Below are 23,044 nucleotides of genomic sequence, written 5' to 3' on the forward strand. Positions count from 1 at the left end.
GCTGTCTTAGGACGAATTCGTTAGCTACCAAAAGTAACGACTAACCGAGAAGCCCCCACTTCAAACAGTCCGTTAGGATGTTAAGTGGCGGGTAGTTCACTTACTTTCCATAAAGCTAATGAGAAAATCCAATTTGGATCACCGTATCCTTGATAACTTTGAACTGCTTCATAAATTTTACCTTGATGTTCTACTCTATCTCCTTTTTTATATGCAGCATACGAATTCCATGCCTTATACTCAGAAGAGGGGGTATCTTTTGTTGTGATTTTGATTTCATTACTCGCAACTGAAACTTTTCCTTGAGTATCTATAGCTTTTACCATATATCTATATTCTGTACTAGCCAGTAAATTTTCATCTGTATAGTAAGTTGAAGGACTTGTAGCTATTTTCGTACCGTTACGATAAATCTCATATTCTTTTATACCAACATTACTTATGGATTCTTCCCATATTAAATGAACACTGTTTGTAGTAGTTTCTGATGCTTGTAATCCTGTTGGAGCTGTTGGAGCTATTTGTTCTGGATTCTCTTCTTTTGTTGTAACTGAAACTTCATTGCTACTTTTTGACTTATTTCCTGCTGCATCTGTAGCTTTAATTGTATAATTATATTTTGTATTGGCTTGTAATCCCGCATCTTCATAACGTGTTGTTTTTGTTGTTCCTACTTTTTTTCCATCACGATAAACTTCATATTCTTTCACACCAATATTATCTGTGGAAGCCTCCCACTGTAGCTCAACAGTTGTTGCTGTTTGACTAGCAGAGCGTAGGTTAGAAGGAGCTGTTGGAGCGATTACGTCAATTTCAGTACTACTATTAAAAGCAGAAAATAGTTTAGAAAAAGCACCGTCGTCTACATCGGGTAATCCAGAAGCATCTCCAGTTGCCTGACCGATTTGCCAACTTTCAGTAGCTTTTTTATCACGATACACTGACCACATACTAATTTCCCCAATACCTTTTTCTTTGGCAAATTGGAACAATTCTTTTGCATTATTTAATGTGAAAATTTCATTTTGAGTATCATTTTTTCCTATCATAGGTGTAACAGCAATCATTTTCCAAATGTCAGAATCTTTAATAGTACCTTTATATAAATTAGTTAATTGTCCATGCAAGCTATTAATAGCATCTATTGCAGCTTGTCCCATTTGTTGGTTTTGTTGCCCGTAATCCATAGTCATAATATTAACTGAATTTAAATCTACATCATGTTTTATAGCGTTTTGAATTACATTTAGTCCATCATTAGTTAGGCCATATGGCATTACTGGTAAGGTATAACCAATTTTTACATCTTTACCTTCAGCTTTTAATTCCTTTTGTAATAACGCAATTGCTTTCGATCTTCTTTCGATAGATTCTGGGTGAGCAACTAAGACGCCTTCAATATCAAAATCCATGTGTGTTAAATGTAATGTGTTAATTACACTTTTATAAGCATCTTTTAATTTATTCACATCTGTAATAGCTGCGGCAAGATCTGCACCTAATCCAGGGATATTACCAGCATTTGCTCCACCAAAAGATACTTTAACATCTCCACCTATTTTTCTAATTTGTTTAATTTGATCATCTAAGTTACCATCTCCAATAGGGGTATGACTTCCTCCCCATACTGGATTTCCATTTTTATCAGCCACTATAAAAGAAAGCGTGAAGAAACTAGTATTTGTTTCTTGGGCATATTTTAATAGGTTTTGAGGATTCATGCCGTTATCTACATATGGTGCAAAAACATGAGTTGGCCAAGTGATTCCTTCACCAAATAAATCATTTGGATCACTATTGTCAGTTATATATTCTGAACCAGTATATAATTCCCAACCGCTAAATTGTTGGGTAGGTAATGTACCTGCATTTACCCAATATACAGAATGATAAATCTTACCTTCATATGTAACGTAAGATTCACCTGGATAATCTTTATTTTTATTCCAAAATGGCGCTACTTGTTGTTGAGAATTCGCTATATTTTCTTGAGCGTAGGCAAACGTATGGCTAATGGCTTGGGATGTAGGAATGATCATAGTTAATGCAACAGCTGTTTTTGCTAGAGTACAAAATGGATGTTTCTTTCTAATCATAATAATATCTCCTCACTTCTAATTTATAATTAAAAAAAGAAATTATATTTGGCATTATTAAAATTCTTTTAATATATATTTTGAAGAATTATTGCCGTAACTCCCAATACTGATACTTTTATACGTGATGATTACCCTCATTTAGTAGGATAACAACTTACAAAAAATGAAACAAATTAGAGGGAAATATAATAATATTCATCCAAAAACAATATATTTCTTCTCATAAACTACAGAAAATCGAATTAAAATGTACATATATATACCATTTTTGTAAGGTGGGGATGAATAGTGAGCTAGAAGTAATATAAATGTACACAAAAGTGTCGATTCTAATAATCTAGTTTGGCTAAAAAATTTTTATCTTGAGTACAAGACTAACTACTTCTATTACTAAATCTAAACAATTTGTTGTATTCTTTAGTAATAAAATGAGAATATTCTTTTTAGGTTTTCTAAAATTGTCTTACTTTAGTTGAGTAGGTAAACTGGAAGCAGCATAAATTAAGTCCTTTACTTCTCCTACATTTTTTATGAATTATATCTTTTTAGTATTCTCATAAAAACTATAGGATGTTTGAAAAATTGACACATAGATTTTTGGTTTTTATATGTTAAGATGGTGTTGCTAACCTATTGTTTATAATAAAAACAGCTTATTTTTTTATCAAAAGTATAGGACTAGAAAAAACCTCATAAAGAGGTTTTTTTATTTCTATATTTATCTTTGGTGTGAAAATTCAGTTACAAAATTAATTTTGACATAATGCTATGATTCATTTAAATATTTCGTGCTCTTATATGTTGGATGAAGTCTTCAGATTATTTCATGATATATACAATTTTAATGCTTATTTAGTTTTTAATATATAGTATTGTAATTTTGCTAAATTCTTAAAAGGACACATATAAAATTAAATAATGTGTAATATACACTTAATTAATTTTTGGGATTGTAATTTTGAACTAATTTTTTTAATTTATACTCAGTAGCATAAGCATCAGCAGCAATAATTGCATCAAAAACCATTTCTGGTGAAATTTCAAATGGCATATTATGTATAGTTTCACCATCTTGACAGGCAGCTTCAGCCACTTTCATCAATTCTTCTTTACTTGCATCACCTAGGTTCAGATCTTCAAGTGTAGTAGGTAAGCCAAGCTTGATACAGAAATCAATGTAGTTATATAGTTCTTCAGTTGTCCAAGATTCCAATGCCATTTGTACTAATGTGCCAAATGCAACCTTTTCTCCATGCATCAAATCATGAGTCTTATCATGTAAAACAGTAAAACCATTATGGATGGCATGAGCTGCAGCTAACCCCACACTTTCAAATCCAAGGCCACTAAGCAAGGTGTTTGCCTCTATTACGGCTTCAACTGCTGGAGTAACTGTTTTTTGTTTAACTGCTAAAAGAGCAGCTTCTCCATATTGAAATAAGGTATCCCAACAGAGTTCTGCAATCTTAGCAGCTGCTAGGGTAGAGAGTCCTCCAGCCATAGCGGGTTTTCGTGATTCTAAATTTGCTCTAGCTTCAATCCATGTAGCCATTCCGTCTCCAATCCCAGCAGCTAAAAATCTAGATGGGGCTTGTGCAATGACTTGGGAATCTACTAAAATAATATCCGGATTTTTTAAATAAAATTTGTATTTCTCAAATACTCCATCATCAGAGTAAATAACAGAAAGAGAACTGGTTGGTGCATCTGTTGAGGCAATAGTGGGAACGCTTACAACTTTAGCCGAAAGAATTTCTCCTACAGCTTTTGCTGTGTCTACTGATTTACCACCACCAATACCAATGATTACATCAGCACCAAATTCTTTTCCTATTTTCTCAATTCTTGAAATTTCATTTTCAGAACTTTCACCATTAAAACCGACTTTTTCAAAGCTTAGATTTTGTTTATGAAAGCTTTCCATAACTTTTTCACCAACAAGATGCCAAACACATTCATCTGCAATAACTAATAAATTGGTTCCTAGAGGCTTTACATACTCCCCAATTTTTTCAATTACATTTCTTCCCTGGATATATTTTTGTGGGCTAATTAGAATACGTTCCATGATAATCACTCCTTGATTTTTTAGTAAGTAAGCTGAAAAATCTAGCCTTGAATATAATATTATCAAAATACAGTGTACAGAATTATGAATATTTTATGTATATTTTTCGTCTGTTATATGACGAGTTAGGAGATAGTGTTATGATTATCAAAAATAAAATACGATTTTTTAAGAAAGCTCAAATGGTAAAATTAGTATTAAAAACCTATATTATCAGGTTTTGTATAAATAATCTTGTTATTTGAAATTTGGAATTTTAATAATGAAAATAAAAATACATAAAATTTACTGATTGAATTTTATGTATTTTTATGCATGTATTATTATGAAACGAGGTCTTATAATGCAAAGGATTGAAATTAATATTCATACTACAAATGGCCTACATGTTCGAGCGGCAGCTACACTTATTGCAAAGTTAAATACTACCATAAAGGATACACGTATTTTAAAGAAAATTTTTATTTTATATAAAGGAAAAAAATCTCCTATTACGAGCCTGTTATCCGTTGCTTCTTTTAAGATAAAAAAAGGTGATAAAGTTATTATTCAATTCGAGGAAGAGGTAAGTATGTCTATTATAGAAGAGATAAAAAATTATTTGGAAGAAGAAAAGGTTAACTATATTGAACAAAATCAAACAGATCATCTTCTTTTGGAAAATTTTATAGCAATTGAAGAGATTTTCTCTAGTCTCTCACATGGACTTGTTGTCGTGAATAAAGAGAACATTATTACTTATGTTAATAATGAGGGAGGAAAATTACTTGGAATGTCAGTGGGAAAATTATTAAATCAACGAGCTGATTTAGTAATACCTCATTCTAGGCTTCATCATGTACTACAAACTGGAAAAGAAGAGATTTCGCAAAAACAAGTAGTGGGTAAGCAAGTTATTATAACAAACAGAACTCCTATTATTTTAAATGAGAATATTGTTGGAGCAGTCGCTTTATTTCAAGATATATCTACAGTAGAAGAGTTGATTGAAGAGTTGAAAAGAGTAAAAGAGCTAAAAAAACAATTGGAACTCATTCTACACTCCGTAAAAGATTTAATAGCACTAACCGATTGCAAGGGATGTTTTATATATTGCAACCCTGAAATGGAGGGATTTCTTAACAGTTTAGATAATCCAGGCAAAGTTCAATTCGTTTTCGGGATTGAAAAGTGGGAATTTTGCATCAAATATCAAAAATGTATTCCACAATTACTAGATTTTAAACAAGGAAATTCCTATATTGCGAAGTTAAGTCCCATATTGGTAGAAGGAGAATTATGTGGAACCATTCTAACAATGAGTCCATTTCATGAAACACAATCATTGCTGGATCAATTGATCCGTGAAAAGAAAAGAATAAAGTATCTAGAGAGTGAATTATCGAAATATAAAAAACTAAACGAATCTTTCCCGGAAATTATTGGATGCAGTGATGTTTTAATGGAAACGCTCTTTATTGCCAATAAAGTTGCAAAATCAGATTCTACAATTCTTATTACTGGAGAGAGTGGAACTGGAAAGGAACTTATAGCTAAAGGTATTCATAAAGTTAGTTTGAGAAAGGATAGGCCGTTTATTCGAGTGAATTGTGCGGCGATTCCTCCTAATTTAATTGAAAGTGAATTATTTGGCCATGAGAAAGGAGCATTCACAGGAGCACTTCATATGAGAAGAGGAAAGTTTGAGCAAGCAAATAACGGGACAATCTTTCTAGATGAGATTGGGGATTTAAAGTTAGATCTACAAGTAAAATTACTACGTGTTTTACAAGAAAAAGAAATAGTTAGGGTTGGAGGAGATAAGACTATAAAGCTAAATGTTAGAGTACTAGCAGCGACTAATGGAAATCTACAAAAAATGGTTCGTGATAGAGAGTTCAGAGAAGATTTGTATTATCGACTCAATGTAATCCCCATTCATATTCCTCCACTTAGAGAAAGAAAAGCAGATATTCAATCATTAATTGAATATTTCAGGGGACACTTCAATACCGTGCTAAATAAAGAAATACATTCATATACAGATGATTTTTTACATGCCCTGATGAAGTATAAGTGGCCTGGAAATATTAGAGAACTGCAAAATGTGATTGAACGGGCCATGAACCTAAGTGAGAATGATGTACTTGAAATTGGAGATTTACCAGACAATATTAATATGAATTCTCAGCAAAATAGTATTATAAATAACCAGATTGAGAATACAGAAACAGTTTTAACTATGAGCGAATATGAACAAAAGATTTTGAAACATGTTATTCAGTTTTATCCAAGTTTTAATGCAGTAGGGAAAGCATTAGGGTTAACTCATAAAACTGTGGCAGCTAAAGTAAGAAAATACAACCTCGAATCCTATATGGGTAAAAAATACCAAACAAGATGATATTTTTTACCTATAGATAGGCTAAAAGTTCAAACTATTATTGTAATTTCAACGAAATAAAAATTGGCACAATAATTGCTTGAAAAGTAGTGTAAGAAATTTTTAGAGAAAGGAAGAGGAGCTTATGAAGAAATTTATTAATAATCCAGAAACAATAGTTAGGGACATGATTGATGGAATGTTGTTTGCGCATCCTGATAAACTACGAAATTTGCCGGATACAAATATAATCATTCGAGCTAATAGTCCATTTAAAGGAAAAGTAGCAATTGTAAGCGGAGGTGGGAGTGGGCATGAACCAGCGCATATAGGGTTTGTTGGTAAAGGGATGCTTGATGCAGCAGTAGTAGGCGAAGTTTTTACTTCTCCAACACCAGACCAAATTTTTGAAGTAATCCAAAAAGTAGATAATGGAAGTGGTGTTTTATTAATTGTAAAAAACTACTCAGGAGACATAATGAATTTTGAAATGGCTGCTGAAATGGCTGAAGTAAAGGGAATACCGATTGCTACAGTAATTGTTAATGATGATGTTGCTGTTGAGAATAGCTCCCATACTACCGGAAGAAGAGGAATTGCTGGGACAGTATTTGTACACAAAATAGCTGGAGCACTGGCTGAAAAAGGGTCCTCGCTTAAAGAAGTTGAAGATGTTGCAAATAAAGTGATTGCTAATATTCGTAGTATGGGCATGGCATTAACTACGTGTACTTTACCGGCAGTTGGTACATCCGGTTTTGAAATTGGTGAAAACGAAGTAGAAATCGGCATGGGTATCCATGGTGAACCTGGAACTCATCGTATCAGTATGACATCGGCTAATGAAATGGCTGAACTTCTTTTAGAACGTATTTTAAGTGATATACAATTAAAAATTGGTGACAAAGTTGCTGTCATGATAAATGGCTTAGGTGGGACGCCATTAATGGAATTGTATATTTTAAATAAAAAGATTAGCACAACTTTAAATGAAGCTGGTATTGATATCTGTAAAACATACGTTGGAGAATATATGACAGCAATTGATATGGCCGGATTTTCTATTACTATATTAAAACTAGATGAGCAACTAATTGATTTACTTAATGAGCCGGCAAATACAACTAATTGGCGTGTACAATAGGAGGAACCAACATGAATATTACACCAAGACATATTATCAATTGGATGCAACTCACAGCCAAACAAATAGAGTATCAAAAAGAAAATCTAACGCAACTTGATCAATTAATAGGTGATGGAGACCATGGTATTAATATGGATAGAGGTTTTAAAGAAGTTGAAAAAAAAATATTATATACCGCTTATGATGATATTGGAGATTTATTTCATGATATTGGAATGGTACTCATTTCAAAAGTTGGGGGTGCATCAGGCCCACTATATGGAACGGCATTTTTAAGGGCTGGTAAAGTGTTAAAAGGAAAAAATAAAATTACAATAGATGAACTTGGCCATGCTTTGCAAGAATCTGTAAATGGTATTTGTCTAAGAGGAAAAACTAAGATAGGGGATAAAACAATGCTTGATGTTTGGGAACCTGTTTTGAAATATATACAACGACATGGAGAAAAAATTAAACCTTTTGGTCTTATCATATTTGCAAGAGAGCAAATGGAAAAAACTAAGCCATTACTAGCTAAAAGGGGGCGTGCTTCTTTTTTAGGAGAACGGTCTATTGGTCATTTAGATCCTGGAGCAGTCTCATCTTTTATTATCTTTGAAACACTATGTTTATCTCTTATAGGTGAAAAGGATATTATTAATGAAATTAGGGAGCAATTGTGATGAGTAATGTGGGAATAGTTTTAGTTTCTCATAGTTATCAATTAGTAGAAGGATTAAAGGTTTTGCTAACTCAGTTAAGTTCTGATGTTTCCATTGTCTCTGCAGGAGGAACAGATGATGATGGGATCGGGACAAGTGCCAGTAAAATTAAAGATGCTATTAAGTCTATTTATAATGAACGAGGTGTAATTGTATTTCTGGATTTGGGGAGTGCTCTAATTAATACTGAATTAGCTATAGAGTGGTTAGCTGAAGAGGGACTAGATCAAATAAAAATAGCAGATTCACCATTAGTAGAGGGCTCTTATGTAGCAGTTGTTGAATCAGGATGTGGCAAAGCACTAGAGGAAATATATATAGCTGCACTTGAGGCGAAAAATATTATAAAAATATAAAGGGAGCTTATCTTATGAGAATCGAAAAAAATTTAATTGTAACTCGTAAGGATGGAATTCATGCAAGACCAGCAAGTGAAATTGTAAATGGTTTAAAAGATTATAATTGTTCAGTTGAATTTATATTTAACGATAAAAAAATTAATGCAAAGAGTATTCTTCAATTAATGGGGTTAGCAGTAAAAAGAGGAGCAGAAATACAAGTAATTCTTGATGGGGAAGATGCTGATGATGCCCTTGTGTTTATACAATGGTTTTTGAAATAACAAAGGGGGTCGTAAATATGTCTCCATTTATGGGGGAATTAATTGGAACCTTGATTCTTATTTTATTAGGGAACGGCGTTGTAGCAGGTACTTTGCTGAAAAAATCCAAAGCACATAATTCCGGATGGGTAGCAATTACGCTTGGCTGGGGATTAGCAGTTACATTTGCTATTTATATAGTGAATAGCATAAGTGGTGCACATTTGAATCCTGCAGTTACAATTGCTTTTGCTTGTATAGGGCTATTCCCTTGGAGTGAAGTTCCTTCCTATATTGGTGCACAGTTGATTGGAGCTTTTTTAGGTTCAATATTTGTCTGGCTCCAGTATTTTCCGCATTGGAAAGAAACTAAAAATCAAGAAATTATATTGTCGGTGTTTTCTACAAGCCCTGCAATAAAAAGCTGGCCGTCCAATTTGTTAAGTGAAATTATTGGCACTGCGGTATTTCTATTTTCAATTTTAGCTATGGGTCATAATAAAGTTACAGATGGACTCCTTCCAATAATAATAGGAGCGTTAATAGTATCTATAGGTTTATCTCTTGGTGGAACAACTGGATTTGCCTTAAATCCGGCTCGAGATTTTGGGCCAAGACTAGCACATCAAATCTTACCAATATGTAATAAAGGCTCTTCGGATTGGGGATACGCATGGATTCCCATAATTGGTAGTACCATAGGAGGAATTATAGGAGCTATATGTTTTCAATTGTTTTATTAAGTAATTAATATATTGAACTTCAATTAGAAAGTAATTAGTTAACCACATTTACTATTGATCATACAATGCAAAGGGGTATTTAAATGAAAAATAAAAAATGTATGCTAAAAAAAATTACTATAACTTCTATTATAATGTGGAATTGTTTTACCTTAAATATACTGACAGCACACGCTGATACAAAGATAGAAAGTATTGTGGATATTGGAGAAAATGGACAAAATGCAAAGGTATATAATAATTTTTCTACTCTTTTTGATGAGCAAGCAAAAATAAAAACATCGCTGTTAGTTTCAATAATTGATGATCCATACAGTAATAAACAAATTGCTGTCATTAAAACCGATGGAAGTAATATTAGTGCAAATAAATCAGTAGAAGGATTAACAGATAAATATGGACATGAAGCCGGATATATGTCAGCCGTTTTAAAATGGGCTTCATCTTATAACATTGGAATGGAGTTAACAAATGATAATTCCCAATTTTATAAAGTTTCACCAATAAATACGATAGATACAAAAACTATAACTTCTACTATCGGCTATAATATAGGTGGAGAAATAAAAGTAAGTGATAAACCGGATGGTGGAGGATCAGGAGGTATGAATTGGTCAACTAGTACATCATATGATCAACCAGACTATAAAACAGTATTAGAAACTGATACTGCTAATAAAGTTCAATGGAGAATACCATTCATTTCTACAATGAATCAAGGCTATGGTCCATATAATAGAGACTCTGATGATTCTATTTATAGAAATCAACTTTTCATGAAGTCGAGAAATGCAGCAACATGGGCAAAAGATAATTTTATATCTAGTGATGAAATGCCAGCTTTAGCATCGTATGGATTTTCTCCAGGGATGATTGCAGTTGTTATTGCAGATAAATCGGAAGATATATCTACTTTTAAAATTACTTATACTAGAAATTCTGATGATTATCGAATGGATTGGACATCATTTTTTAATGGAGTTCATGGTAGCGGTGCAGGCTGGTGGGTAGGTGGCAATATTAAGGATGTAAGTAAAGGTATTTCTGTTCATAATTATTCGGTGGATTGGAACAATCATAGGCTAATTGAAAATTAGTTTATATGTTTACAACTATAAGAATGTACTTAAAATAATAGGGTTAGTAATTGTACAGAAACTTTTTAAATATTCAATAAGATGTCACAGGATTATTTGAGAAATATGCTATAATTTAAATTGTAGTTCATTCTGTTCCGTATAGCCTAAACTACAATTAATCTATTCACCACTTAAGTATTTTCAATTTGTGTAGTTTAATTAACGTGCATAAAAAACTCAACTTAACTAAAGTTGAGTTTTTTTATTATTATACTGAACGAATTAATAAATGTAGTTTATTAATCAATATCTAAACAAGAATATGGGCATATATGATTAAAAACTACTTTTTTTTTCATATCCATTTCCAAGCTATACAGCAAAACACTTAAGAGTTATCCAAGATTCTAATTCGTCTGTTCAACCCCCTACAGTAAAACGGGAGAAATTTTGATCAATATGAGAAAAATAGTCTTTGATATACTAGGTGTTGTTTACAATAATACCTAGGGGAGCGCCACATGCCCATCAACTTAAGAAATTAATTGTTCCCCATAACAAAAAAATAAACTAAATTCCATTAGACACCTATGAAAAGAAGAAATTTTCGTTTTGGGGGTACTTCAAAATGTTAGCTTGATAGCGTGTGATAGGACTCCGTATATCACCTATGATAAACGAATTTTTTGACAATTAACCCTGTTATTGTTATTGTAAATATAATTGTTAATTTAATTAAATAAAAGGTGGGATTCTATGATAAAAAAAGAAAACAGTGTATTCTATATCTCCATCTTGCTTACAACCTTATTTATTATATGGGGTGTAATTCCAGCAAGTTGGATACAAGGCTATGATTTACAAAATGTTACCTCTTCTTTAAACGCATTTATTCTCAATAAGTTTGGATGGTTTTACTCTCTACTTATGACCACAATGATTGTTTTAGCTGGTTATTTAGCATTTTCAAAGTATGGCTCCATTCGTCTTGGTAAAGATGATGAAAAACCGCAATATAGTTACCTCTCTTGGCTTTCCATGTTATTTGGAGCGGGAATGGGCATCGGACTTCTCTTTTACGGAATTACTGAACCCATTTCACACTTTGGATCACCGCTTACTGGTGAACCTGGAACTGAGGAAAGCGCTAAACTTGCTATGCAATATTCATTTTTCCACTGGGGTCTCTTCCCTTGGTCACTTTATGCAATGGTCGCTCTAACAATTGCATATTTTACATTCCGAAAACAAAAAGGTAGTACAATTGGCGCTACAGTTACTCCATTATTTAATCGATCGAAACATTCTCCTATTGGAAAAACAGTAGATATTTTGGCTGTTTTAGCAACTGTATTTGGAATCGTACCATCCGTAGGAATAGGTGCACAACAAATCGCTGGAGGATTAAGCTATTTATTCCCTTCTATTAATAATACAATTGGTACACAACTCGTACTTATTGCCATTTTCACTGTATTCTATTTAACAAGTGCACAAACTGGCTTAGATCGTGGGATTAAATATTTGAGTAACTTAAACTTCTCCCTCGCTGGAATATTACTCGTTTCCTTTTTAATTTTAGGGCCAACTGTCTTTATCATGAAGTATTTTACTTCCACACTAGGCTCTTATATTGGAGCATTACCAAGCATGGGATTAAATTTAGGTGCTTTTAGCAAAGAATCTTCTTCTTGGATTGAAAATTGGACTATTTTTTACTGGGGTTGGTGGATTTCTTGGTCTCCATTCGTCGGTACATTCATTGCCCGTGTTTCTCGCGGACGTACAATTCGAGAATTTATTATCGGCGTCGTATTAATCCCAACATTCATTTGTACATTTTGGTTCGCTGTGTTTGGCGGTACAGCTATTCATATGGAAATGTTTCAATCACTTGGAATTGCTGATGAAATTGCGAAAAATGGTGCCGAAATTGGTTTGTTCGCTGTCATTTCGCATTTACCATTCTCAACATTTTTGACCATTATTGGACTAATTTTAGTCGCAACATTCTTCGTTACCTCTGCTGACTCCGCAACATTTGTTGTTGCTATGCAAACAAGCAATGGTAACTTATCACCGAAAAACAGTTTGAAACTTATTTGGGGATTAACAATTGCAGCTATTGCAGCCATTCTCTTGCAAGCTGGTGGGTTAAATGCACTGCAAATTGCAGCGATCATAGCAGCTTTACCATTCTCTATTGTAGTCGTTCTTATGGTCACGTCTCTCTTTAAAGAATTACGAAAAGAGAATATCATTACTCAAACGAAACAATCACCTCAAAAAATAAAAAAAGTTATATAATGAAAAGCACCTCTTCTTTGCTAGAGAGGTGCTTTTCTATTATTTAATCTACCGTATAGGGATACAGCGACACATCCATCAACTTAAAAAAAATATATTGTGGTGAAGCGTATAGTTTCAGCAATAGCATTATAAGTTAATTATTTAAATGGAGGTGTATTTCATTCTAATTGATGAGATATGGAATTTTTATGCATAATGATCATGTAAAAGGAAAAGCTAACTTATATTCTTTTAAAGTTGGTGACCTTGAGATGCAATCTAATTCGTATCATAGAAGTCTTACTCTGATAGAACTAGCAACTTTGGTTATATGTAATATTTGTGGGATTGGTTTACTTTCGTTACCAAATACTATTGCAAGTGGGACCTTGTTTGCGGATGGATGGGTTATATTACTTGGTACAGGTCTTATAGTTGTTATTCTTGGCTGGATTTCTACAAAATTAGCTGCTTATTTTCCGCAAATGTCCTTTTATGAATACACAAGTGCATTAGTTTCAAGACCTGTGGCATTTCTTTTTTCGGTAATAGCGATATGTATTTATCTTTGTATTGCTGCTTATGAAATAAGAAGTATTTCCGTAATAGTAAATCTTTATTTAATGGAAAATACAGATGTTAAAGTTATTGCATTTTGTTTTGTATTAGTTCTTTCGTATGGTTTATGTGGATCAAGAATGGCTTTAATACAATTTTGCATCTTAGGTTTATATGTTGTTATAGTATCGCTAATCATATCATTTATATTGAATATAAATAATATTGATTTCACTCATCTATTTCCGATTTTAAAAACACCACCAATGGGTTATATTCGTGGCTTAAAAAATTCTGGTTTTGCTTTCTTAGGATTTGAGGTTGTATTATATTATAGTTTCTTAGTCAGTAACCCTAAAAAAGCTCCAGTATATGTAGTAAATGCGTTGTTAGTAGTAGTAATGTTATACACAATTACTTATTTAATTTGTATATGTGTTTTTTCTCAATCTGTTGTTCAAGAGTTGGTGTATCCGGTTGTAGAATTAGGAAAAGAAGTAGAGATTGGGGAGTTTTTAGAAAGATTTGATGCCTTTTTTTTTATGACTTGGATTATTACCATTTTCTCGACTACTATAATCTATATTGATATGGTGGTGATTGTGTTAACATCTGCATTTAAGAAGACAAAGAAACAAACATTTGTTTTTATTTTAATGCCCATTGTATATATGATTTCTATATTCCCAAATGGTCAAGAAGAGGTAAGTCACTTTGGAAATATAGCTACAACAGCTAATTTCTTTTATATTTTGATTATTCCACCAATATTAATATTAATTACTTTTGTGAAGAAAAAGAAGAGTTAAAGGCGTACGAAGTAAGAATAATTTTAGTGAATTATAATACACATATATATAATTGAAAAATATGTGAATGTGTGAAAAAGCGTCGTCCATCACTATGGTACGGCTTTTTGTTTTGCTCCTTTTCGCATATACAGAAAGTATGCTATATGGTGAGATAAAATAACTCGAGGTGTACATGGCACTCAGTCAAGATACGTGTATAAATGGGGAAAATCTTAGGTTCTATTCCCATAATAAAACCTTTTTCTATTCCTATAGAAATATAATGAGATTTTCAATAAAACCTATATAATAAACAGATCATTCTTTGCTTAAATATATACTTTAAGTAGATGGATGTGTGATGCTACCAGAAATTGAGTGTTTTATTCATAAAATGTTCAATTTATATCTATTGTGAAAAAATTCACAATAGATATAATGAATATATAACTGTTGTAGAGGATGATAGTGGTTTTATTCTTTTGAGAACTGATAAACGAGCTGCTTTTATCTTGTTATATTCATTTGTTTTTTTACAAATAATATTATTATTTGATACATACTCTCTTTAAAGTTGAGCAAATATCCAATCTAACCAAGATCAAAAACACCAATGCCAAATATTCTTTTGCGACGAATCAACTCTTTTATCAAATTTCTGTCTCCAACTATAAACTGTTTTCTAGATAGCTATCTTTAGCCAACTTCTGACTCGTAAGAAGGGGTTATTGTTTTTTTTGTTTGCTATTTTGTATGCAGGCGATATAAATCATCTTATCAGATAGAATGGCAATGTTTTTAGCAAATGGAATCGATTTCATTATGCGAATAACAGTGCTTTTCTTTAGTTGGGAAAAGGAGCAATGTGTATACTCTGTCATTCTATTGAACTTTTGGTAAGTAACATATGCGTAATAAAAACTTACATGGTATTTTTATCATTCGAAAGAACTTTAAATTGTTTTCTGTCATGTTCGTTTGCATTGATAATCATGTTTTTCGAGATAAACGCTTTCCTTATCAATGAGGCAATTCGCAAATGGAGTTTTACTCCTATTTTGGTTTGACGCAATTCAGTCTATTTATAGTGGGTTAGGTTTAGGGTAAGTGTATTTGAAACAATGATTTTCAACGGTATGTTTTTTCTATATTTTGAAAGCGTTTTCTTATAGTAGGTTATTTTATAAGATTATGAACCTTTTACTTAAGAAATTATGTGTTTTAAGTAATGATTTGAAAAATGATGAATTGGAGATTCACAAACTCATTTTTAGTAGTAAACAAAATTTTATAAAAGAAGTGAGATTTAAATAGCCTAGGAGGTGGTTTTCTCAAAGATAGAAAAAGTTGGTTTTTAATAGTTAAAGATTGATGAAACGAAGAAGAAAAGTTGTGTTGGTTGCGTCAATTCAGAAAAAATTAGGATGAAATATTTAGGAGGTAGAGAGATGGTAGGGATTATCCTAGCAAGCCATGGCCAATTTGCTGAAGGCATTTTACAATCTGGCGCAATGATTTTTGGAGAGCAAGAGAATGTTAAGGCTGTTACCTTAATGCCAAACGAAGGGCCAGACGATTTGAGAGCAAAAATGGAAGCAGCAGTTGCAACTTTTGATAATCAAGATGAGGTATTATTTTTAGTCGATCTATGGGGCGGTACTCCATTCAATCAAGCTAATGGCTTGTATGAAGAACACAAAGACAATTGGGCAATCGTTGCTGGTTTGAACTTACCAATGGTGATTGAAGCTTATGCATCCCGTTTATCAATTACGTCTGCTCAAGAGATCGCAGCACATATCATTAAAACAGCGAAGGAAGGGGTCAGAATTAAACCTGAAGAGCTGGAACCCAAAGAAAATACTGATATCGCAGTTGCAAAAGATGGAAAAGCAAATGGCAGACTTGCTCCCGGTACAGTAGTTGGTGATGGAAAAATCAAGTTCGTTTTAGTCCGTGTGGATTCTCGTTTATTGCATGGTCAGGTAGCGACTGCATGGACAAAGTCTACACAACCAAATCGTATTATCGTAGTTTCAGATGCAGTGTCTAAAGACGATCTTCGTAAAAAATTAATCGAGCAGGCGGCACCACCAGGGGTTAAGGCCAATGTTATTCCAATCAGCAAAATGATTGAAGTTGAAAAAGATCCCCGTTTTGGTAATACTAACGCACTGGTATTATTTGAAAACCCACTAGATGTCCTGAGAGTTATAGAGGGTGGCGTGGATATTAAAGAAGTTAACGTTGGTTCTATGGCTCATTCAACTGGAAAGGTTGTTGTTAATAAGGTTCTTTCTATGGGAAGAGAAGATGTAGAGGCTTTCGAGAAAATGAAAGCAAAAGGCATTCATTTTGATGTACGTAAAGTACCTAATGATTCTCGTGCAAATATGGATGATATTCTAAAAAAAGCGAAGGTTGAATTATCGTAGTTACATAGAAAATTTAATGAAATGGGGGATCATAATGTCTACTATAGAAATAATTTTAGTGATACTAATTGCATTTCTAGCCGGTATGGAAGGAATATTAGATGAATTTCAATTCCATCAACCATTAGTGGCATGTACACTAATCGGTTTAGTAACAGGTAACCTGGAGGCTGGTATTGTTCTTGGCGGTACACTTCAAATGATTGCACTTGGATGGGCAAATATTGGAGCAGCCGTAGCACCAGATGCTGCATTAGCATCAGTTGCATCAGCAATCATTTTAGTATTAGGCGGACAAGGTGTTAGCGGTGTTGCATCAGCAATTGCAGTAGCGGTACCACTTGCAGTAGCAGGACTTTTCTTAACAATGATTGTTCGTACACTTGCTGTTCCTATTGTACACATGATGGATACGGCAGCTGAAGAAGGAAATATAAAAAAAATTGAAGTGTTACACATCGCTGCGGTGTGTTTACAAGGTATCCGAATTGCAATTCCTGCCGGAGCACTTTTATTTATCCCTGCACAAAGCGTTCAAGGATTCTTGGAATCAATGCCTGCATGGTTAACTGATGGAATGGCTATTGGTGGCGGAATGGTTGTTGCTGTTGGTTATGCATTAGTTATTAATATGATGGCAACAAAAGAAGTATGGCCATTCTTCATTATTGGTTTCGTAATAGCTGCGATTTCTCAATTAACACTTATTGCTCTTGGTGCATTGGGTGTGGCTTTAGCTCTTATTTATTTGAGTCTTTCTAAAATGGGTGGTTCTTCAAATGGTGGTGGAGGCAACTCTGGTGACCCGCTTGACGATATCTTAAACGATTATTAATTCAGGAGGAGAAGACAAATGGCAGAAAAAATTCAATTAACAAAAAGAGATCGTTTAGCTGTTGCATGGCGATCTACATTTATTCAGGGTTCTTGGAACTACGAACGTATGCAGAATGGTGGTTGGGCCTTCTCGATGATTCCAGCGATTAAAAAGTTATATAAATCAAAAGAAGATCGAAAAGCAGCATTAAAACGTCACTTGGAATTCTTCAATACACATCCTTATATTGCTTCACCAATTCTAGGAGTTACATTAGCACTTGAAGAAGAACGTGCTAATGGTGCAGAAGTTGATGATGTGGCAATTCAGGGGGTTAAAGTTGGGATGATGGGTCCTTTAGCCGGTGTTGGTGATCCGGTATTCTGGTTTACTTTACGTCCGATGTTAGGTGCTTTAGGAGCATCATTAGCAATGGGGGGGAATATCCTTGGGCCAATCCTTTTCTTCTTAGCTTGGAATCTGGTTCGTTGGGGATTTATGTGGTATACACAAGAGTTTGGTTATAAAGCCGGTTCTAAAATCACTGATGATCTTTCAGGTGGATTATTACAAGATATTACAAAAGGTGCATCAATCCTTGGTATGTTTGTACTTGCAGCCTTGGTGGAACGGTGGGTATCAATTAAATTCAAGCCAGTTGTATCTGAAGTTCAGTTAGATAAAGGTGCGTATGTTGAGTGGGACAAACTTCCTGGAAATGGTGAAGGGATTCGTCAATCTTTTGAACAAGTAAACTCAGGAATGGCACTGTCACCTACGAAAGTGACCACCTTGCAAGATAACTTAGATCAATTAATTCCTGGTTTAGCAGCATTGCTTCTGACATTCTTCTGTATGTGGTTGCTGAAGAAAAAAGTCAGCCCAATTGTTATTATTCTTTCATTATTCGTAGTTGGGGTAGTTGGTCACGTAATCGGACTTTTATAATTTAAGTTGCTCACGTTTTCAATTCTTAAAATTTATTATTTAGGAATTGTTGAGATTGAAGTATAGGTTAGTAGTCTGTGAATCGATAATAGTTCGTATACAAAAAGTGGCTGGGGATTATCGCTTCAGCCACTTTTTGTATTGATTTAATTGTTTGAAGTTACGAATTATAAATAGGATAAATGAAATGGAGTGGATATGATGGTTCAATCAATTAATACAAAGGTAGATTTAGTAATAGATGCTACCGCTTTTACGGGACTTACGGACTATGGGAAAATTATGATTGGTGATAAAGGGTTTGAATTTTATAATTCTCGTGATACGCGTAAATTTATTCAAATTCCGTGGGAGGAAGTAGATTATGTTATAGCTTCTGTAATGTTTAAGGGGAAATGGATTCCACGTTATGCAATTGAAACGAGGAGAAATGGGATTTTCACCTTTTCTTCTAAGGAACCTAAGAAAGTTCTTCGGGCTATACGAAAATATATAGATCCAGGTCATATGGCACAATCTCTAAGTTTCTATGATGTTATTAAATGTGGTCTTAAATCAATATGTAAAAAGAAATAATAAAATGAAGAGAAGGGGTGTATTGTTTATATAGGGGCTAACATGGTTTTGGTGTAAAAATAAAAGATAATAAAGTATATAGATTCTTAGTGGGATTGTATTTTTTCTACAAGTTCAAACAATTGATAGATGAATGCTTGATGGTTTTGAACAGATGAGTCTTGTATATTCACCTTTTCTCTTTAATCATGTGAACGGTTTCTACTTCAGAAAGAATGGTGTAGATGTGTCAAAATATTTAAACTCTAGCATAGAACAAGAGCATTGCTTCTTAATTAAGCAATGCTCTTGTTCTACTATGTTATTCATGTACTTTTGTTTTTTAAGTCGCATACCATCAGGTTACGGAAGCTCAAATTGTACCATAGGTACCAAACTTACTATTAATTGGATTAATTCAGGCTGATAATGCCTCCATGTAAACAAATTTTCCTTTTCTATACTAATCACGTACCTTTTTTAGAGTCATACATATTTAAAAATTTATCTAGTATTTCAGAGTGATTATCCTTTCGCCATGCAAATGAGGCTTCAATTGTTACATCTATATCCTCAACTTTACGTTGTACGATACCACGTAATGGATGAAGTGATGAGGGTAACAATGCAATTCCCATACCATTTGCGACCAATGATGAAACAGTTTGAAGATCATTTACCTGCATGGTGATTTTGGGTGCGAATCCTGCACTTTTGAATAGCCTCATAAAAGTATCATAATAAAATGGAGCTGTTGATTTAGTTGCCAAAATAAAGGGCTCATTTACTAAATCACGAATATAAATTGCTCGTTTAGAAGCAAGAATGTGTTTTTCGGGAATAAGAGCCTTTACGTATACCTTTTGGATTGGTCTTACATGAATTTTATTACTACTTACTGGGGCGGCTACGATACCTATATCAATCCTTTTTTCATGCAAAGCTTTAACTTGAAGAGGGGTACTTAGTTGTTATAATACAATTCCGACTTTAGGGTATTGTTCACGGAATTTTTGAATGGTTTGAATAAGATTGTTCACTGAGCCACTAAATCCCATTACCAGTTCGCCTTCAGATCCCGTAGAAGTTAATCTCGTGCTGATACACGCTTGTTCAACTTGATCGAGGATTTGATAAGCTTTACTTAAAAACACCTTTCCAGCACTAGTTAACTCAACATGTCGCTTTGTTCGGTGAAATAATTGTGCCCCGATTTCCTCCTCTAATTCTTTTATTTGCTTACTAAGAGGTGGTTGAGCAATGTGTAGTTTTTCAGCAGCTCGACTAAAGTTTAGTTCTTCTGCCAGAGCTAAAAAATATCGGATATGCCTCAGTTCCATTTGATTTCCTTTTCTTTCCTACAATTTATACCTAAACGGTATTAATAAGATACTTTTTAGGTATTTCCCATAATTATTATTATTTAATATTAAGTCAAGTTATAGAAATTCTTATTAACAAGGAAATTCAGAAGAATTCCCTCTAATGGCCGTTAGCATGTTAATACGTATTAAGTCTATTTAAATAATTTTCATTTTAATTACTTTTAAAACTTTAATGCAACTGAAAGTAAGCAAACTAATAAAATAAGAAAGGAATGAACGTAATTCAATGGGGAATCTAATCTAAAGAACATAAAGAGACATCTTTAAATGAATTTCATACCATAGCCTTGCATTTAAATATTTAATTCTGTTTAAAATAAAGTTCATATATTATTTTTTGGTAAAGGAAGGTGAAGGTATGTATCGATTACTTGGAATAATTTTTGGCTCTGTCATTACGGCACTTTCTTTTAATCTTTTCCTAGTTCCGCATGAAATTTTAAGTAGCGGGATTAGTGGGGTTGCAATTATCATTGGAATCTTAACACCTTTTAATTTCTATCAGACTAAAATAGGAGGAGTAATATTTGCTTTAAGTATAGGAGCAAGTATTAAAGTTCTAGCTGATGGTATATTGAATGAAAGTAAACAAAAAAATACAATTGATTTTGAAGTAAATCGAAGATTAACCAAAAGCTATCTTAATAAATATTGCACTCAACTATGTAAAAATGATAGCTGGTATACTGTTAAAGTCAAAAAAAAGCACCTTAGAGTATCTGCTTTTTATTATAAACAATATGTAATATTGCATTAAAATTTATTATTAACTTATGATAAATTTTAAGAAACTGCTTATTTTTTTCATATTTGAAATACCGTTACATTTTAACGAAAATATACACTAAGCAAATTGAGTCTCCTATCATTTATAAGTTATGTTCTACTTTGTTTTCTTCATTTCAAGTAACTCCATAAATTGGACACCTATTATTCCTTTATTTCTCAACTTTGGATAAGTTTCTTCCATACTGCAAGCAAAAGCGATGAACAGGATAAAAGGTCTATCTATTTAACATACCCAGCTGGTTATAAATTTGAATTCCACACAGAAACCCTACAAAATTGTTTACATTATTATGAAGAATATAAAAAATATATGACTTTTTATAAATAAAAATAGTTAGTAAAATAATCTCATTTTATATGTATGGATAATTATTTTTGTTAAAAAACTAGCTCTTTTTACTTCTAATAATGGTAGGTTATATTAACTTGATTTTTTCTAGGTAAATATATGTTAAAAACTGAAAGTATAGACTGCAACAAAGATAATAAATCCTGATACTAAAAATAGCGTATACGCTGAAGCTTTTTGATTTTATTTTAAATCAGAAAGTCCTGTCATTAAAATCAGCAATCTCATAAATAAAAACATAAAAGGGAAGGAAGAGAATTTATCAAGTAACTAATTTATTATGTTTTTCGTATAAGGCTTTTGTCTAGCGATAGAACAGAAACAGGCAACAAGCATTATCGGACATTAGAAGTGATAAAAATGGTTTGATTTTAGATGATTTTTTCTCCTGAAACAGAAAAGTTCGATTTTTTAAAAAAATCAATAACATATTTTATTGATGATGTACGATAAATATCATTAGCGGAAGTTTTGGCTCCGTTGCTACACAAACCTCAAGTCTAAGGAGATTTTGATAATAAATGACCATTCAATTTTCTGCAGTATACTACAATAAAAATTTTTTATTACATTATACTCCATAATTCAACAGACCGATTTTTACTTTTATAGTCAGTTTTTTATTTATTTCGACAATATATACCATAATATTTGCGGAAGGATACATTTATTTCGTATTGATAAAATTTGGTTAGATAATTTAAAAAATTAAAAAAATAAAGAAATAAAAATTATTATGTTAGTCTGGATTTGGTTACAGTAAATTCCATTTTGTAAATCAAGGGAGGAACAGATATGAAAATTAAAAAAAAGGTTGTAGCATTTATTGGTACATTAGCAGTAGCTGGGGCACTGTCTTTTGGGGGAGCTGACACTGCAAGTGCATATTCAGATAGTGTAACAGAAAATATTCCTCAACTACCTGGTAATAGTATTCAATCTAATATTTGGATGAGTGCTACAGCATTTAATCAGAAACAATCATATCAAGTAAGTGCTAAATTTATTGGAAACAATCCACCAAATGCAGATTGGGTAAAGACAGCATGGGCTATAAAAGCAAATGGATTAGGTGTATCTATTGGTGGTGTTAGTGGTGGTACATCTAATGGAAATACTTTGACTGGAACTTGGACAAACACAAACACGTGGATTTCTGATTATGCGGGATCCTACAATATCTCAGGTATTCCAATAAGCGGTGGTGGGGATAACACTGCTTCATTCTTAGCAAAAGGTGTAAAACGCTCGGCATCTTCTTCTATTTTTAGACTGTATTAAAGTAAGCTATTGAAATAACTGTGACCACAAGAAAGTGAATGCTATCA

General features: G+C 32.9%; 18 protein-coding genes and 5 pseudogenes. 16 read left to right on the forward strand and 7 right to left on the reverse strand.

Annotated features, from left to right (window positions below):
* Positions 1-80: 80 nt before the first annotated feature.
* A complete protein-coding gene (locus MRP26_RS27325) occupies positions 81-2,096 on the reverse strand; it encodes a fibronectin type III domain-containing protein (RefSeq protein WP_242807151.1) in 2,016 nt (671 codons plus the stop codon).
* 940 nt (positions 2,097-3,036) lie between these two features.
* Positions 3,037-4,167 (reverse strand): glycerol dehydrogenase, encoded by a 1,131-nt coding sequence (locus MRP26_RS27330; RefSeq protein ID WP_242807152.1) that lies wholly within the window; start codon positions 4,165-4,167, stop codon positions 3,037-3,039.
* A gap of 343 nt (positions 4,168-4,510) precedes the next feature.
* Between MRP26_RS27330 and MRP26_RS27335 the strand changes: the two genes are divergently transcribed.
* The 13 genes from MRP26_RS27335 (at position 4,511) to MRP26_RS27395 (ending at position 19,214) form a co-directional block, all read left to right on the forward strand.
* Positions 4,511-6,550 carry a sigma 54-interacting transcriptional regulator gene (locus MRP26_RS27335; RefSeq protein ID WP_242807154.1) on the forward strand — a complete coding sequence of 680 codons (2,040 nt, stop codon included), beginning with the start codon at positions 4,511-4,513 and terminating at the stop codon, positions 6,548-6,550.
* A gap of 124 nt (positions 6,551-6,674) precedes the next feature.
* Complete coding sequence (dhaK, locus tag MRP26_RS27340) at positions 6,675-7,673, forward strand: dihydroxyacetone kinase subunit DhaK (RefSeq protein ID WP_242807156.1); 999 nt, start codon at positions 6,675-6,677, stop codon at positions 7,671-7,673.
* 11 nt (positions 7,674-7,684) lie between these two features.
* A complete protein-coding gene (gene dhaL, locus MRP26_RS27345; protein WP_242807157.1) occupies positions 7,685-8,338 on the forward strand; it encodes a dihydroxyacetone kinase subunit DhaL in 654 nt (217 codons plus the stop codon).
* Positions 8,338-8,733, forward strand: coding sequence for a dihydroxyacetone kinase phosphoryl donor subunit DhaM (gene dhaM / locus MRP26_RS27350; protein ID WP_242807160.1), 396 nt, complete (start codon positions 8,338-8,340; stop codon positions 8,731-8,733). The genes dhaL and dhaM overlap by 1 nt, the downstream gene beginning before the upstream one ends.
* A 14-nt stretch (positions 8,734-8,747) precedes the next feature.
* Positions 8,748-8,999 (forward strand): HPr family phosphocarrier protein, encoded by a 252-nt coding sequence (locus MRP26_RS27355; RefSeq protein WP_242807162.1) that lies wholly within the window; start codon positions 8,748-8,750, stop codon positions 8,997-8,999.
* Between the two features lie 17 nt (positions 9,000-9,016).
* Entirely contained in the window at positions 9,017-9,721 is a 705-nt protein-coding gene (locus MRP26_RS27360; RefSeq protein WP_242807164.1) for an MIP/aquaporin family protein, read from the forward strand.
* 83 nt (positions 9,722-9,804) lie between these two features.
* The gene (locus MRP26_RS27365) at positions 9,805-10,818 is read left to right on the forward strand and encodes a beta-channel forming cytolysin (RefSeq protein ID WP_242807165.1); all 1,014 of its coding nucleotides are present in this window, start codon (positions 9,805-9,807) and stop codon (positions 10,816-10,818) included.
* Positions 10,819-11,556: 738 nt separating this feature from the next.
* Positions 11,557-13,107, forward strand: a complete 1,551-nt coding sequence (gene opuD, locus MRP26_RS27370; protein WP_242807167.1) for a glycine betaine transporter OpuD — start codon at positions 11,557-11,559, stop codon at positions 13,105-13,107.
* Between the two features lie 173 nt (positions 13,108-13,280).
* On the forward strand, positions 13,281-14,456 hold the full coding sequence (locus tag MRP26_RS27375) for a GerAB/ArcD/ProY family transporter (protein WP_242807268.1): 1,176 nt from the start codon (positions 13,281-13,283) through the stop codon (positions 14,454-14,456).
* A gap of 1,430 nt (positions 14,457-15,886) precedes the next feature.
* Entirely contained in the window at positions 15,887-16,873 is a 987-nt protein-coding gene (locus MRP26_RS27380) for a mannose/fructose/sorbose PTS transporter subunit IIA (protein WP_242807169.1), read from the forward strand.
* Between the two features lie 34 nt (positions 16,874-16,907).
* Positions 16,908-17,708, forward strand: a complete 801-nt coding sequence (locus tag MRP26_RS27385) for a PTS mannose/fructose/sorbose transporter subunit IIC (protein ID WP_000103758.1) — start codon at positions 16,908-16,910, stop codon at positions 17,706-17,708.
* 18 nt (positions 17,709-17,726) lie between these two features.
* A complete protein-coding gene (locus MRP26_RS27390; RefSeq protein WP_000818327.1) occupies positions 17,727-18,638 on the forward strand; it encodes a PTS system mannose/fructose/sorbose family transporter subunit IID in 912 nt (303 codons plus the stop codon).
* A 198-nt stretch (positions 18,639-18,836) separates the two neighbouring features.
* Positions 18,837-19,214, forward strand: a complete 378-nt coding sequence (locus MRP26_RS27395; RefSeq protein ID WP_242807171.1) for a DUF956 family protein — start codon at positions 18,837-18,839, stop codon at positions 19,212-19,214.
* A gap of 86 nt (positions 19,215-19,300) precedes the next feature.
* Here MRP26_RS27395 and MRP26_RS27400 read toward each other — a convergent pair.
* The 4 genes and pseudogenes from MRP26_RS27400 to MRP26_RS27410 all read right to left on the reverse strand — a co-directional run.
* A pseudogene (locus tag MRP26_RS27400) lies at positions 19,301-19,556 on the reverse strand (IS6 family transposase); the annotation flags it as partial.
* Positions 19,550-19,655, reverse strand: a pseudogene (locus MRP26_RS31150) (IS6 family transposase); the annotation flags it as partial. The pseudogenes MRP26_RS31150 and MRP26_RS27400, both read right to left, overlap by 7 nt.
* A gap of 5 nt (positions 19,656-19,660) precedes the next feature.
* Positions 19,661-20,140 (reverse strand): annotated as a pseudogene (locus tag MRP26_RS27405) (LysR family substrate-binding domain-containing protein); the annotation flags it as partial.
* Positions 20,141-20,164: 24 nt separating this feature from the next.
* Positions 20,165-20,533, reverse strand: a complete 369-nt coding sequence (locus MRP26_RS27410; RefSeq protein ID WP_242807175.1) for a LysR family transcriptional regulator — start codon at positions 20,531-20,533, stop codon at positions 20,165-20,167.
* Positions 20,534-20,936: 403 nt separating this feature from the next.
* Here MRP26_RS27410 and MRP26_RS30855 point away from each other — a divergent pair, with 403 nt between their 5' ends.
* Together MRP26_RS30855 and MRP26_RS27420 are read left to right on the forward strand one after the other, a co-directional pair.
* Positions 20,937-21,335: a YitT family protein gene (locus MRP26_RS30855; protein WP_276576186.1), complete on the forward strand. Its 399-nt coding sequence runs from the start codon at positions 20,937-20,939 to the stop codon at positions 21,333-21,335.
* A gap of 228 nt (positions 21,336-21,563) precedes the next feature.
* Positions 21,564-21,695, forward strand: a pseudogene (locus MRP26_RS27420) (metallothiol transferase FosB); the annotation flags it as partial.
* A gap of 123 nt (positions 21,696-21,818) precedes the next feature.
* On the opposite strand, the pseudogene MRP26_RS31155 reads toward MRP26_RS27420, so the two are convergent.
* Positions 21,819-21,893: pseudogene (locus MRP26_RS31155) on the reverse strand (DUF3953 domain-containing protein); the annotation flags it as partial.
* A gap of 618 nt (positions 21,894-22,511) precedes the next feature.
* Between MRP26_RS31155 and MRP26_RS27425 the strand changes: the two are divergent.
* Positions 22,512-22,997, forward strand: coding sequence for a hypothetical protein (locus MRP26_RS27425; RefSeq protein ID WP_044783193.1), 486 nt, complete (start codon positions 22,512-22,514; stop codon positions 22,995-22,997).
* Positions 22,998-23,044 lie beyond the last annotated feature (47 nt).

Source organism: Bacillus sp. CCB-MMP212 (genome assembly GCF_022748145.1).
GTDB classification, from domain to species: Bacteria; Bacillota; Bacilli; order Bacillales; family Bacillaceae_G; genus Bacillus_A; species Bacillus_A cereus.

What these genes read in the sequence shown, in the direction of transcription:
- MRP26_RS27325 (WP_242807151.1), bottom strand. Translation starts at nt 2,096, where the DNA reads ATGATTAGAAAGAAACATCCATTTTGTACTCTAGCAAAAACAGCTGTT.
- MRP26_RS27330 (WP_242807152.1), bottom strand. Translation starts at nt 4,167, where the DNA reads ATGGAACGTATTCTAATTAGCCCACAAAAATATATCCAGGGAAGAAAT.
- MRP26_RS27335 (WP_242807154.1), top strand. Translation starts at nt 4,511, where the DNA reads ATGCAAAGGATTGAAATTAATATTCATACTACAAATGGCCTACATGTT.
- dhaK (WP_242807156.1), top strand. Translation starts at nt 6,675, where the DNA reads ATGAAGAAATTTATTAATAATCCAGAAACAATAGTTAGGGACATGATT.
- dhaL (WP_242807157.1), top strand. Translation starts at nt 7,685, where the DNA reads ATGAATATTACACCAAGACATATTATCAATTGGATGCAACTCACAGCC.
- dhaM (WP_242807160.1), top strand. Translation starts at nt 8,338, where the DNA reads ATGAGTAATGTGGGAATAGTTTTAGTTTCTCATAGTTATCAATTAGTA.
- MRP26_RS27355 (WP_242807162.1), top strand. Translation starts at nt 8,748, where the DNA reads ATGAGAATCGAAAAAAATTTAATTGTAACTCGTAAGGATGGAATTCAT.
- MRP26_RS27360 (WP_242807164.1), top strand. Translation starts at nt 9,017, where the DNA reads ATGTCTCCATTTATGGGGGAATTAATTGGAACCTTGATTCTTATTTTA.
- MRP26_RS27365 (WP_242807165.1), top strand. Translation starts at nt 9,805, where the DNA reads ATGAAAAATAAAAAATGTATGCTAAAAAAAATTACTATAACTTCTATT.
- opuD (WP_242807167.1), top strand. Translation starts at nt 11,557, where the DNA reads ATGATAAAAAAAGAAAACAGTGTATTCTATATCTCCATCTTGCTTACA.
- MRP26_RS27375 (WP_242807268.1), top strand. Translation starts at nt 13,281, where the DNA reads ATGAGATATGGAATTTTTATGCATAATGATCATGTAAAAGGAAAAGCT.
- MRP26_RS27380 (WP_242807169.1), top strand. Translation starts at nt 15,887, where the DNA reads ATGGTAGGGATTATCCTAGCAAGCCATGGCCAATTTGCTGAAGGCATT.
- MRP26_RS27385 (WP_000103758.1), top strand. Translation starts at nt 16,908, where the DNA reads ATGTCTACTATAGAAATAATTTTAGTGATACTAATTGCATTTCTAGCC.
- MRP26_RS27390 (WP_000818327.1), top strand. Translation starts at nt 17,727, where the DNA reads ATGGCAGAAAAAATTCAATTAACAAAAAGAGATCGTTTAGCTGTTGCA.
- MRP26_RS27395 (WP_242807171.1), top strand. Translation starts at nt 18,837, where the DNA reads ATGATGGTTCAATCAATTAATACAAAGGTAGATTTAGTAATAGATGCT.
- MRP26_RS27410 (WP_242807175.1), bottom strand. Translation starts at nt 20,533, where the DNA reads ATGGAACTGAGGCATATCCGATATTTTTTAGCTCTGGCAGAAGAACTA.
- MRP26_RS30855 (WP_276576186.1), top strand. Translation starts at nt 20,937, where the DNA reads ATGTATCGATTACTTGGAATAATTTTTGGCTCTGTCATTACGGCACTT.
- MRP26_RS27425 (WP_044783193.1), top strand. Translation starts at nt 22,512, where the DNA reads ATGAAAATTAAAAAAAAGGTTGTAGCATTTATTGGTACATTAGCAGTA.